We start from the raw sequence: 13,565 nt of genomic DNA on the forward strand, positions 1-13,565 counted from the left end.
AGTTATTTGTGTGTAGTACAAATTTACTCTTAAAAACTAAGGTATTGTGTTAAAGCTCTTAACGTTATTACGTAATTCTTTAGCAGTTAGCACTTATTTACGTTAGATAAATAACTGCATACGTGTTATTTACTAGGATAATCTTTTGATTATAGCTGATTTATATTAGTCAACATCATATACAAGCTTCATCGTAATGGATGCAGTTTTTTCCTTGTCAGCCGTATTAAAAGTACCTCCCCATGAATACGCTTCGGTGGAGTTTTGACCGGTAATCTGAAAAACTCCCATTCGTGCTGATTTTAACTGACCTAAACTGCTACCGGAGTTCTCTGCTATTTTTTCTGCACGTAGTCGCGCATCTTCTGTTGCTTTTGAGATCATTTCAATTTTAAGATCTGCGAGTTGTGTGTAGTAGTATCTGGGAGCTTCAGAATATAACTGAACCCCTTGATTAAGTAATTCGGTTACTTCACGCGAAACGAGTTCTATTTTAGCAACCTCCTTGGATTTGATTTCGATAGCTTGTGAAAGGTGATATCCGTCAAATTCTTCCCCGATATAATTTCCGTTTGAGGCGTATTTTGTACGTGTTTTGCGTGTTGTTTTCACAGCACTAAAGACTAAGTCATCTTTACTTACTCCTTTTGATATTAAATACTTCTGAATGGTTTCTTTGTCCGAATCCAGCGTCAGGTAGGCTTGTTTCAAATCAATGTTTTGCGCTTCAAACCGTCCTTCCCAAACAATAAGATCGGAGCTAAAATTAGCTTTTCCTAATCCGGTTACTAACACTTCTCCATCTTTATTATTTCTGTCGACATACGCTTTTCCCAAAACCAATGCTGCAACGACGATGGCAGCGGCAAAAATAATAGCGGTAACTTGCTTTTTCATTTACTCCTGTTTTATAACAAATTACAAGATACTTATATTTTTGCTCGTATCTACCAGGGTACTCACATTATAAGGTGTGCAATGCGCTCCATGAACTTTAAGATTTTCCTGTAGGCTTCAGTAAGAGTTCGTTTACATTTACGCTTTCGGGTTGTTGTACTGCATACACAACCGCTTCGGCAATGGCAGTGGCATCCATTTTTGGCTCATCTCCGCCGTAATCCTTATCTTCTAATAGCTCTTGATCGGTGATGTCCTCTCGCAGGTCTGTATCTACCGTTCCCGGTTCGATCGCGGTAATCCGGATATTAAATTCTGGCGACAACTCCATGCGTAAGGCTTTTGATAAGGCAATCAATGCTGCTTTTGACGCCCCATACACAGCGCCTCCTTCATACAATTCTTTTCCATCGACTGAGGCAATATTGATAATATGCCCTTTGTTTTGCTTTTTCATGGCCGGCAGCACTTCATAGATACATCGCAGCACGCCTTTGACATTAACATCGATCGTATCAAGCCACTCGTCCAAATGTCTGTTCTTAATATACGTTAAGGGCATGATACCTGCAGAATTGACTAAGATGTCAATATGGTCGTAGGTAGTGTAAATTTCTTTAAAAGCTTGAGAAACGCTATCGGTACTGCTTACGTCCATCGTAACGACACTACTTTTATGGGGTAAGCTTTGGCTTATCTCTTTTAGCGTTTCGGTACTTCGGCTGGCTAAAACGACAGTACATTCTTGTTGTGATAATGCTTGGGCAATTGCTTTGCCAATACCACTACTGGCACCTGTGACTACGGCAATTTTATTCTTAAGATTCATGTTGTTTTTACTTAAAAATACAACTATTACAGAGGTCCATAATACGAATGTTTTCAGTTTATCATTAGATTAACGTAGTGGTGCTGAATTTTAAGAGTTGCTAACATACGAACCACCATCATGGGCTATGGTTTAGGATGCTTACAGGTATGGAACGGGAAGTTATCACGAAGCCTAATAGTATACACAGTCCGCCCGGTTTATTTGAGTTTAGTTCGTAGAAGCTGATTAGTTATTGGATATCCTTGATGAGGCTATAAAGCATGATCTCTTCGGTCTCATCAGGCAAGGTGATATATCTATTAAAACGAAGTCCTAATTTCTCTATAAGCCGTTGCGAGCCTGTATTATCCTTATCGGTGATGGCATGCAGTTCGGGTAGCTGAAAGCGATTGAAGGCTTGCTCTTTTAATTCATTAGCGGCTTCAAACGCATAGCCTTTGCCCTCGTATTGCGGCAAAAAGGCAAATCCGATATCAATACCATCTACTCCCTCCCGATCATATAAGCCACAATTACCCAATTTAACCTGATCTTCTTTTCGAATCACAGTATAATTGGAAAAGTCATGGTGCGCTAACTGCGCACGCATACGCTCGGCAATATATTTTTCGGCTTGCTCGATGGTGCGAAGGTTACGATCCCCAATAAACTGAATCCATTTGGGTGAATTAAATAATTCTAAGATAAAGGGAGCATCCTCCAGTTCGGTAAGCCGTAAGATGAGGCGTTCGGTTTCAAAAGTTGGGTACTGTGACATGGTTGTTTCTAATATTCCTGCTGGTCTCAAATATCGTGAATTCTACGATACGGCTAAACGAAGGGTTGTGATTTTTACGTTTTCAGTAAGAGCAGACTATTCAAAAGGGAGGAGGTCAGGCGTCAAAAAGGTTCTTCTGGCTGCATCATTGGTGTAGATATCAAAACTATAATGGCAGCTCATTAACGCTTTAAAATTTGTTTTTAATCTCGGAAATTCATGTAGCAAACCCTCAAAAGTATCGGTAGTTGATTTTTGAATAAAGTGATGTACTGCTTTGATGGCAGCTTGTGTAAGGGTAGCGTTATATTTATCGGAGGCTCCAAGCTGTTGCACATATCGTTGTAACTGTTGAGAAACTATACTTTCGGCTTGTGTTACCCCGTCTCGTTGAATGTACAGGTATGCCAGACGCAGATGTGCCTCATGAGTAAAAAGTGTCGGGTCCAGTTCACAGCTGCGAAATTGTTGCAGAAATTGTGCGTCGGAGAGTTCTGTATGTCTTTTCATCGTTTTGCTAATTACGTATCCTTAATACTCAATTCATCCTGCAGTGCAAAGTCAACTGCACTTTCTGCGTGAATTCTGGTGGTATCAAAAACGGGAATGCTTACATCTTGTTCGCTTATTAATAACGGAATTTCTGTACAGCCCAAAATTACCCCTTCTGCTCCCTTATCGGCCGCCTCCTCAATGATTCGTTGATATGCTTTTCTTGAGTTGGTTGTTATGGTACCATGTACAAGTTCCCGGTATATGATCTCATGTACACTATTTCTGTCTGCTTCATTCGGAATGCTAACTTCGATACCAAAATTCTGCGTAAGGATAGTTTTATAAAAGTCCTTTTCCATCGTAAATTTAGTCCCTAGTAACAGCACCTTTGTAAGCTTCTTTTTTTTGATTTTTTTACCTGTGGCTTCGGCTATATGTAGCAAGGGAATGTTGGTGTTTTTACTAATTGCTGAACTGCACAAGTGCATGGTATTAGTGCATAGCACGATGATATCGGCTTTGGCTATTTCTAAATTGACGGCGCTCTCTACCATCAAAGCATTGAGGGCACTCCAATCGTTGGCATGTTGCAAGGCTTCGATCTCGGCAAAATTCACCGAATCCATGATGCATCTGGCGGAGTGGAATCCACCTAATAGCTCACGCACTCTTTGATTGATAATTTCGTAGTATACCTGTGAGGACTCCCAGCTCATCCCGCCAATTAGACCAATCTTTTTCATCGCTTATGCATTTTAGAGTGTTGAATTCTTGCCTGCCTAAGCTACGATTTTTTTATGATAATTTAGACAAGAGTAAGGTTGGCGAGGGAAGATTATTGAGAGGAACGAAAGGCAATCACATTATAGTCGCTTAAATAACATGGCTTATGCGTGGATCGTACGTACTATTTCTGAAGACTAAGCAGAGATTTCCAGGCCCCAAGAACCTATTTCTGTACATCAAACTGAAATTTCGGCAGGTGAAGACGCTATTTCTATACCTAAAGATGACATTGCGTCACCTCAAGAAGACATTTCCGTCCTGTGAGACGATATTTCCGTACCCAAAAACGACATTGCGGCAGGTGAAGATGATATTGCTGCACTTAAAGATGACATTGCGGCAGGTGAAGAGACTATTGCTGTACTTAAAGATGGCATTGCTACACCTCAAGTACGAATTGTTATACTTGAAGAGGGTGTTGTTATGGTTGAAGATGTTGTTGTTGGGTTGGGAGTATAGGTAGATATGTAGGAAGGGGAGTGTTTTTTGAGTTAAAGAGGTTTTTTCTTTAATACTTTATTTTTTCTAGGTTTACTTTTTTATCATATTCATATAGAATTCGATCAGATTCAGAAAATGGAATTTGAAATAAATTACATACTTCTCTTAAACGATTTAAATAGTCCAAGTATTGAACAATATTGTGATTCATATTAGTTTTTAATTTAAGAGCCGATCCGTAAATAACTCTATAAACTCTTTGGTCAATAATTTGATAAATATTGGGATTTCTGAATCGTAATATTGTTGAAGCCATTGGTAAACGAATCCCTTTCTTCCCGAGTAGATGTATCAGGATTTCTTCAGTCACTGTAGGATCTATAAATTCAGCTTTTCGGTCGATTTTATTGATTAAGTTGAATATTTCATCATTTAATTTAGCATAACGGTTAATTTTCCACAATACTATTTCGTTTATCAACTCTTGGTTAAACTCTGATTTTACATTGTTCAATTTCTTGGTCAAATCCGGTTAAAAATTATATCCCAATGTAGGCTTCCCCTTTTTATAAATATTAAACAAGAAATAATTATCATAATCAAAATACTGATTGCATCAAAAATTATCAGATTTAGCCATATCACAACATCGTGAAAACCCGGAGTCAATACTTTCAATAAAGATTCTGCCGAAAAGAATAAAATTATGGTTAGAGTAATAAATAATGTTAGATGAATCAGTGTGATATTTCTTTTCTTTATTGAGTTTTGATATTTTGGTAACGGTTTTGTGGAAGCGTCAGTTACGGGGTAACGCGCAAGTGTTTTTCGTTGACGTAATTAAGTTAATCAGAGGCGAGGAGATAATTTTCGGTAGATAATTCCGCCGTGGATGCGTTTATAGAGATGTTATTATAAATTCTCATCAGAACCAATTTCCGATAAAATATGTGTAAGTTGTTGTAATTCCGGCTAATATATAAATATTAAATGACAATAAAGAAGCAAGTAAATTTTGAAAAAACAGAATAATTTTGTCAATTAAAGTTGCTTCTCCAGAAATAATTTTTAATTCCTTTTCAGAAAATTTTGTAGGATTTCCGTTATAGAAAAAGTCAGATGTTATAGAAACAAAAGCATAGGCGATTGACCAAAAAACAAATGAGGAGATAAATAGAAAAATTAATTTAGTTTTCAAATTGTCAGCTTGAAAGTTGATTAAAAAATAAATTGTAGAGACAAAGAAAATTGTTGCTAAAGAGTCTAAAATGAGTCGTTTATTTAAAGTCAAAAATTTCAAAGAACTAATAATGTTTCTAATAAATACCATCATTAATATTTTCGGTGAAGAATATAAATAAAACTTTTTCTTCGTAATATTCCGGGTTCCTTGTATTAAGTCGTAAATAATTCCAATAATATTAGTAAAAATTAGAGCGAAAAGTAATTTTAAAATCATTGGCTTTTAATTTCAGATGTTGCTCTCAAATGTGATTAAACAATTATATGTAGTCACCTCTAGCAACTATATTTCTCATATATACTAACCAAACAGCAACGTAATCAATTATAGTAGGTGTGTTGGTTATACTTGTGACCAAACTACATAATTATTTTTAAATGCGGGAAATTTTGTTGGATTGATTGTATACGGTGAATTTGAGAGGGGGTGTTGATGGGGTATTGTATGTTTGGGTTATGAGTTAAAGAAAGGGTTTATATAGGAGGTCATGTTGCCCTTTATTATTTCTTTGAAAGTTGGTAATTAGTAACTAACACTGATGCCGAAATTTGGAGTATTCTTTCCAACTCTCTAACCATATCAATAGTCAATCTTTTCTTTCTATTCAAAATTTCAGAGACTCGGCTTTTCCCACCGATTATTCCGACTAAATCCTTTTGGCGCATATTTAATTCCTCCATTCGAATTTTTATTGCTTCTATTGGGTCTGGTGCTTCAATGGGATAATGTTCGTTTTCGTAATTTTCGATAAGCATTGAAAGTATTTCCGCTTCGTCGCCTTCTATAGTGTCAATTGGCGCATCGAAAATCACTTCCAAACGCTTAAGCGCGTTTCGGTAATCTTTATCGGATTTAATAGGCTTTACGTTCATAGTATTATTTTAAATTGTGTCTGCATCTATTTTATCATATTCAGCATGTGTGCCAATAAAACGGATAAATGCCCATTGCTTTTCATAATTAAACTTTACTATCAGTCTATAAGAATTTCCTTTTATATTGAAAACTACTCGACTATCTTTTAGAATACTTGAGTTGATATAAGTTTGTTTTACATCGTTTGGTGAATACCATTTAGCACTCTTTGCTGTATCATACCAAGTTTTCAAATACTGTTCAGAATCAGCATGCTTTTCCCAATAATCCCGAAGTGTACTTTTTGCAATTATTCGTTTCATTCGATCAATTAGAAAACAAATATAAGAAAAGTTCTCGGATAAAGAACTGTAAGTTTTTGCTATAATAACGGGGTAGACTCAATTATGGTCAAACTTAGAAACTTTTTTCTCTTAATGTTTATATTTAAAAGTGCCACAGGCTACAAAATAGAGTGGCTACAGGGATTATACTTATAGCTGAAAACCAAACTACATAATTAATTTTAAATGCGGGAAATTTTGATGGATTGATTGTATAGTGGTAGGGTTGGGAGGGGTGTGGAGATGGTGTATTATATGTTTAGGTTTTGAGTAAAAGAAAGGATTTTTATAGGGTATGATGTCACCAAACGTTTTTTTTATTCTGTCGGAATTTTTTATAGTCTATCTACCTATTTCAAATCATTTTTAAAAGTTGTATATTTAGGTAAACGGGCCAATAACATATCAGTTGACTTGGGACAATTAAGGGCTAGCTTCAAGCCCTTGCTCTTTATTTTTAATAAATACGTTTTTTTTCAATAGAATGTAACAAACGTATGACAAAATGGGCATTTTTTCCAATACCATATAGGGGCTGAACCTAAAAAAAATGACCATGAAAAAAGAAGAACCTAAACCGACCGACCCCAATTCGCTACTTCAAGTATATCAACCCCTAAAAGAATTGAGGTTTCAATTGACAACTACAGGAAAGATACCACATAAAGAGGGCATAAGAGTGATGGCGAACCTTAAGAATAAAGAGGTAGCACATGATGAACTGATTTTAAACCAGGTAAGAATCGTCGCAGATGACATCATAGAAGTACATATTGGTTTTAAAAATCTTTATTTGGGACCCGATCATATTACTGGCGATTTAAGGGTTGAGATTTTTACAGAAGCTAAATTACTGGCAACCTTCGAGCCGCCAATTTCAAATGTCTTCCATCCCGAAGGCGTGACACCCGAATTGCCTTCAAGGGGCGGCGAACCCGAAATTTCATCGGGCATTGGAAGAACCCGTGAGCGAGGTACTCCTAATGATCTGACAACTATTACCACCGTACCTGTACCCCAAATTACTGAAGAACCGGGTGACGACGGGGGTGACGATCCGAGAGATACACCACCTCCTGAGATCTATGGCGAAGAGCTTTCACCTCCTGCTATACCACCCTTTATGGGCGCATGTGAAGACCCCATGGTTGTTGAAGAGGTGGAAACAACAACCTCTGAAACCAGTTTTGCAGTCGGTGATCCTGTATATGTTCACAACGGTGAATTTGTCCGAAATGAACAGGATTTTTATGTGGGCGGCATCGGACCCGCCATTCGTTTGGTGCGAACCTATCGCTCGCGTGTACAAGGGCAATCAATAATTGGCCATGGATGGTCTATCAACTGGGAAAAAACCCTGATCGATCTCAGCGCCTTTGGCGGCTCAGGATATTTATATAAAAACGGTTTTGGACGAACCGATTCATTTAATGCAAACGGTCAACCCAATACCCCTGGATACTACGCTGAAGTATCTCAAAACTCAGCAGGGAGCAATGAGTTATTACAAGCCGATGGGGGCAAGTTAGTATTCGATTCAGCTGGTCAGTACCGTGAAATCAAAGATCGAATGGGTAATGGTTTGGACTTTAATTATAATAATAACGGTCAACTTATTTCTGTACAAGATGGGGCCTACAAAGTGGTGAAATTATCTTATAATTCGGATGGTTTATTATCGAACTTAGTGGATTGGACGGGGCGCGAGATCATTTATGGCTATTACGATGGTAATGAAATGGGTGGTTCTCGATACGACTTAAAATCAGTAACTGCCACTTCGAGAAATTTGACAAATTACCCGGCGGGTATAACCACGGTTTATACTTATGATTACAATTCCATAGATCCGAATCAAATCCACAATTTGATCTCAATTACAAGACCGCTTGCCCTAAATTCTTTGGCTATTGATCCCATGCAACCCTTTAGCCTGAATCATGTCAATGACCTACGTGATAAAGCAGATGTTTTCAATCAATACGATCAGAAGAATCGGGTTTTAAAACAGCGTTTTGGAAAAGGCATGTACTATTTTGAGTATTTAGCTAACGGAACAGAGACCATCGTAACCGATCGGGCTATAGAGACGGGTATGAGTGAGGGTCAGAAAACCTACTTTAAATATTTGGGTAACCAACCCCTTGCCTTGGAACAAATTAACGGCCTGGGGCATGCTATCCTTAAACTTGAACATAACGATACAGCCTTCTCAGAATCGACGGCTTATGTCATGCCATCGGGCAAAAGGGTCGAATTTACCTATGATCGATTGAATCCGAATCCAAAACGGCGAGGTGACCTCCTCACTATCGAGTGGTTTGGCTCTCAACCAGACCAATGGATCAAAAGTAGTCAAACGCTCAACGAGCAGGGGCAAGTACTCAGTATAGTAGAACCCAGAGGATATGAACCTGGAGCCGACCCCAATCGCTATACTACCAGCATTTTTTACGATACTAAGGGCAATCCTACGCTGATAGTCTTTCCACCTATCTCCCATTATGATGGTAGGGGGCAGATCATAAACAGCTCGCCCAGACCGAGACAATACGCCAATTATAATACAAAGGGTCAGCTTACTAAGATGATCGAAGTTGATGGTGTGGTTAAAGAATACATCTACTATCCAGCTGGAGATAGTAGGGAGGGGTTGTTAAAAATGACCAAATTAACCGCTGTGGATGGGAGCAAATCTCTAGAGGTTTTATTTGAACTTGATGATTTAGGGAGGCCTGTTCAGGTAACTCAGACCAATGGTGCCGTGACAACGGCTACTTACGATGTTTTTAATCAGATTGTTAGTACTAAAGATCCGATTGGAGCCGATCGAAACTATGCCTACGATCAAAACGGAAATCTTCTTGAGGTTAAACTTCAAAACCTGGAGCCAGACGGTCAAGGTGCATACAGACAAGGTAGTCCAGAATGGTTTGTTGAATCGGCCGTTTATGATGACTATGATCGTATCATCACGATCATACGTGGTTCCTCCGATCTGCTGGATGCTACCAATACCAACAAATTTACCTATGATGGGGCCGACAGATTGGTAACCTTGAGCTCAGATGCCGGTACAGTGACTCGCCATGATTACGGTCCACGCTCTTTAGTTTCGAGAACTATTTTTGCTGAAGGAACAGTAGATGAGTCTGAAGTACGGGTCATTAATAATATGAATGGACAAATATCAAAGATCATTGATGCCGAGGGCCATATAGCTACACATCACTACGATTGGTTAGGTCGTTTAATTGCAATTGATGATCCCTTGGCAGCAGGTGCGAGTCAAGGTCCATCTACTTATTTAGAATACGACGCAAGCAGCCATGTAATCAGGACCTATAGGCTAGATCGGAACGGTATAGTTATTAAAGACATAAGAAGAACTTATGATGAGCGTGGACACCTAGCCTTCGAGGAAGACCAACTTGCCGGAACCCTAGCGCTAATAACATATAATGATATCAGTAAAAACATTCGGACAGCCGTATACGATCAGACTTCTTATACGGTATTAAAAGAGATTAGAAGGGTCTTTAATTTGAATCATTTTGGTGAAGCCATATGGGCGGTTGATGGTGAAGGGAACAAAATTGAATATTTCTACGATCAATTTTTACGCCTTGCTTCCGTAGAAAGAATAGGCTCCAACGGACAATTTAAAATTTCAACGGAATACACCTATGATATCAAGAACCGGGTGCTCGGAGTTGAAGTAGTTTCAGGCGATGGTCAAATCAGGCGTAGCTCAAGTATCTTACTAGATTCCCGTAATCTGATGACTGCCTCTGTCGATGCCAAAGGTCAGGTCGTTGAAATGAGATACAATGGCCTAGGACAATTGGTGGCCCTAGATCGTTTTGTACATCCTTCAGCCATACAGCATGAAACCTTTACTTATACTAAAGATGGATATTTAGAAAAATTAACCGACGGTGGTGGTAACTTCACCCTTTTTGAGTATAACAGAAAAGGCGCGCGTACAAAAGCCACGGCCTATGACGGTTCGGTAGCGCATTTTATACACAAGACAGATTTTGATAAGCGTGGACTTCCGATATCTGTTTTGGATGGTAGAGGAAATCAGGTAACCAATCAGTTTGACGAAATGGGGCGATTAATTCAACGTGATATTCTTCTGGCTCCAGGTGTTGGTGGACCCACCTTTGAACGCTTTACTTATGACGATATGAATCAACTGCTGAGAGCTGAGAATGATTTTTCAAGCTTCAGTCAAAGCTTTAATGTACAGGGACTAATCGAAAGTGAATTACAGGCATTTCAAATTGGCTCTCAAAGCGGCACTAAATCGATTAGGCGTGAGTTCAATCTGGCAGGTGATCAAACCGAAATCGAATATCCGGGAGGCCGCATTCTAAAGTATGATTATGACATGGTTGGCCATCCAACAAGCGTACGGGAAGGATCTTTTCAAATAGCAAAATTTAATTACCTGGCCCCCAATATGTTTTTTAGAAAGGTTTATGGCAATGGCACCCAGACCACTTGTATCTATGACGGTCTTGCCAATATGAAAACTGTACATTCTGATGGTCCGGGAGGACAAATGCATCCTGCATATAACTATCAATATGATTCATTGGGGAACGTTTTGTCGGAAATTGAGACCAGCAAGAATCTGGAAGATGCCTATCATTACGATGCTCTAAATCAACTAACTTCGGTAGAATTGTCCAAAAATTTGATTAGCGGAACAAGTGGCACGCTCATTCATTATGAATACGACTGGGCTGGTAACTTTTTTAAGGTTGAACGAGCGAGTCAGGCCACTTTATACTCATCTAACGGCATCAATCAATACACGGCTGTTGGTCCTCAAGGGCAACAAAAACCATTTATCTGGGATAAGGATTTTAATCTGACCGAGAGTCCCGGACGAAAACTCTATTATGATTATGGCAGGTGTTTAATAAAAGCAGAAGTTGGGCAAAGGGTATTTGAGTTTACCTACGATGCGGTAAGAAGATTGATCCATAAAAGTATTTCAGAACCAGGTCAGGTCACAAAGGAAACCCATTATTATTACGATGATGATCGGGTAATTGAAACCGAAGGAGACAATGCTGCTACTTATGTTTACGGGGAAGGGCTCGATGAGCTAATTTCCTATAAATACGGAGGAAGTGATTATTATATCCACCAAAAAAGGCTTTGGCATGTTTCACACATCACTGACGATCAAGGGAACGTGGTAGAATTTTACAAATACGACCCCCATGGAAAAAGAACGGTATTCGACGGTCAAGGTAATCAGATAAGGGAAACAGCAGTAGGCAACTTGATTGGTTTCACTGGGCGATGGCTCGAACATGAATTGCGACTTTATTATTTTAGGGCTCGCTGGTATGATGTTGAACTGGGTAGGTTTACCACGCCCGATCCGGATGGATGGGTGGATGGATTGAATGTATATCGATATGCTAGGAACAACCCTTCCACCTTTTTTGACCCATATGGTACAACAGCAGCTGAATTTTTATCGGGGATCAAAGATGGTTTTAAAGAAAAATTTCTGGGAGGATTTTGGGATACGCTCGAAACGATGGCCGATATTGTGATGAATATCGGAGATTATGTTAACACCTTTAAGACCATGTTAAAGGCCCTTACCGATCCAAATGCCATGAAAAATGTATGGGGTGCGGTTAAGGAAGCCGTAGAGAGCGAGCTTTCAGATGCTTGGAGTATGGTTGAAGGGGCTATCAATGCCCTAAAAGGTGAAGCCAGTCACTTTGCAGGGAAACAGCTTGGTAAGGCCCTAGGTTTTTTGGCATCTAAACTTATAAGGGGCGGGGGATCGATTGCCTTGTTCTTTGCAAAGATCGGAAAAAAGGTAAAAAATCTGTTAAAGAAAGCTAAATGTAAAGTCAGCAGAGCCACAGGTATGGGGCCAGGATGCTTTCTTGATGGAACCCTTGTAGTCTTAAGAGATGAATTAAAGAGAATTGAAGACATAAAAATAGGCGATGAGGTGCTATCTTGTAATGAGGAAACCGGAGAAGAGGGCTACAAAAAAGTGGTTCGTTTGTATCGAGGTCATACTTCGAAGGTGGTCAATCTAGAAATTATCCCGCATTTGACGGAACAGTTGAATAAGGAACAGGGAGCAGCATATAATGAACAAGTCGCAGTTCGGGACAAACAAATCATTCGTTGTACAGAAGGTCATCCTTACTGGGTGGCCGATCGTGGTTGGGAAAAGGCTCTCAACCTTTCTGAGGGTGATATCCTTGTGAATCCTAATGGAAATGAGTCGATTGTTCTCAATGTGAATCTTTGCGAGGAAAAGGCCTATCACTACAATTTTGAGGTAGCAGATTGGCATACTTATTTTGTGTCAGACAAATATGTCGAAAACAGTCTATGGGTACATAACCAACAGACTTGTAGTGTTGGAGGTTCTTCAGCCTCTGGCGGATCTTTAAGTCCGGATAGCCCACCTGCACCTATAACAACTAAAAGGGGTAATGTAAATACATCTACACGAAAAGCTATTGGTGGTAAGAAGGGTGATGGAGATGATGCCAGACATATGATATCCGATAGGTCAATTAGAACTATGCAGGAGACTGCACTGGGATCTCAGCCTACCCGCGGTGGTCAGGCATATTTATTGGCTATGGTCGGTCATCCTCCAAAATCCTTGTCTGATAAAGACATCAATCGAGCAACACGCAAATGGCAGCAACAAATGACTAATAATCAAGAGAATCTTTGGATGGGTGATAGAAGTAAGAATAGAAGTATTGGCGCTGACCGTGATTTTCCTCCTGGCACAACACCGGGTAACAGGAAGTAGTTTGAAGTATTTTAAATAAGCATGTTGCACTTATAACTTGAACTTAGATATTATTTTCTGGTTTGAATTAAAAGGTTTAATATGCAATACAT

General features: G+C 39.2%; 10 protein-coding genes. 1 reads left to right on the plus strand and 9 read right to left on the minus strand.

Annotated features, from left to right (window positions below):
• Positions 1–165: 165 nt before the first annotated feature.
• From BD809_RS12060 to BD809_RS12100, 9 genes are all read right to left on the minus strand, one after another.
• Complete coding sequence (locus BD809_RS12060) at positions 166–897, minus strand: SIMPL domain-containing protein (RefSeq protein ID WP_148783236.1); 732 nt, start codon at positions 895–897, stop codon at positions 166–168.
• Between the two features lie 97 nt (positions 898–994).
• Complete coding sequence (locus BD809_RS12065) at positions 995–1,783, minus strand: SDR family oxidoreductase (RefSeq protein WP_317130876.1); 789 nt, start codon at positions 1,781–1,783, stop codon at positions 995–997.
• A 175-nt stretch (positions 1,784–1,958) separates the two neighbouring features.
• Positions 1,959–2,516, minus strand: coding sequence for a GNAT family N-acetyltransferase (locus BD809_RS12070; RefSeq protein ID WP_317130874.1), 558 nt, complete (start codon positions 2,514–2,516; stop codon positions 1,959–1,961).
• Between the two features lie 66 nt (positions 2,517–2,582).
• Positions 2,583–2,996 (minus strand): hypothetical protein, encoded by a 414-nt coding sequence (locus BD809_RS12075; RefSeq protein ID WP_148783238.1) that lies wholly within the window; start codon positions 2,994–2,996, stop codon positions 2,583–2,585.
• Between the two features lie 11 nt (positions 2,997–3,007).
• Positions 3,008–3,724: an aspartate/glutamate racemase family protein gene (locus BD809_RS12080; protein WP_148783239.1), complete on the minus strand. Its 717-nt coding sequence runs from the start codon at positions 3,722–3,724 to the stop codon at positions 3,008–3,010.
• Between the two features lie 551 nt (positions 3,725–4,275).
• Positions 4,276–4,734 (minus strand): hypothetical protein, encoded by a 459-nt coding sequence (locus tag BD809_RS12085; protein ID WP_148783240.1) that lies wholly within the window; start codon positions 4,732–4,734, stop codon positions 4,276–4,278.
• Positions 4,735–5,133: 399 nt separating this feature from the next.
• A complete protein-coding gene (locus BD809_RS12090; protein ID WP_148783241.1) occupies positions 5,134–5,667 on the minus strand; it encodes a hypothetical protein in 534 nt (177 codons plus the stop codon).
• A 284-nt stretch (positions 5,668–5,951) separates the two neighbouring features.
• Positions 5,952–6,323 (minus strand): helix-turn-helix domain-containing protein, encoded by a 372-nt coding sequence (locus tag BD809_RS12095; protein ID WP_148783242.1) that lies wholly within the window; start codon positions 6,321–6,323, stop codon positions 5,952–5,954.
• 9 nt (positions 6,324–6,332) lie between these two features.
• Positions 6,333–6,629 (minus strand): type II toxin-antitoxin system HigB family toxin, encoded by a 297-nt coding sequence (locus BD809_RS12100; protein ID WP_148783243.1) that lies wholly within the window; start codon positions 6,627–6,629, stop codon positions 6,333–6,335.
• Positions 6,630–7,206: 577 nt separating this feature from the next.
• Here BD809_RS12100 and BD809_RS12105 point away from each other — a divergent pair.
• Positions 7,207–13,473 carry a polymorphic toxin-type HINT domain-containing protein gene (locus BD809_RS12105; protein WP_170251877.1) on the plus strand — a complete coding sequence of 2,089 codons (6,267 nt, stop codon included), beginning with the start codon at positions 7,207–7,209 and terminating at the stop codon, positions 13,471–13,473.
• Positions 13,474–13,565 lie beyond the last annotated feature (92 nt).

The sequence above is a fragment of the Aquimarina intermedia genome (assembly GCF_008124785.1).
Lineage (GTDB): Bacteria > Bacteroidota > Bacteroidia > Flavobacteriales > Flavobacteriaceae > Aquimarina > Aquimarina intermedia.

Bases quoted from the DNA above. Each gene is read 5' to 3' on its own strand.
- BD809_RS12060 (WP_148783236.1), bottom strand. From the start codon at position 897: ATGAAAAAGCAAGTTACCGCTATTATTTTTGCCGCTGCCATCGTCGTT.
- BD809_RS12075 (WP_148783238.1), bottom strand. From the start codon at position 2,996: ATGAAAAGACATACAGAACTCTCCGACGCACAATTTCTGCAACAATTT.
- BD809_RS12080 (WP_148783239.1), bottom strand. From the start codon at position 3,724: ATGAAAAAGATTGGTCTAATTGGCGGGATGAGCTGGGAGTCCTCACAG.
- BD809_RS12090 (WP_148783241.1), bottom strand. From the start codon at position 5,667: ATGATTTTAAAATTACTTTTCGCTCTAATTTTTACTAATATTATTGGA.
- BD809_RS12095 (WP_148783242.1), bottom strand. From the start codon at position 6,323: ATGAACGTAAAGCCTATTAAATCCGATAAAGATTACCGAAACGCGCTT.
- BD809_RS12100 (WP_148783243.1), bottom strand. From the start codon at position 6,629: ATGAAACGAATAATTGCAAAAAGTACACTTCGGGATTATTGGGAAAAG.
- BD809_RS12105 (WP_170251877.1), top strand. From the start codon at position 7,207: ATGAAAAAAGAAGAACCTAAACCGACCGACCCCAATTCGCTACTTCAA.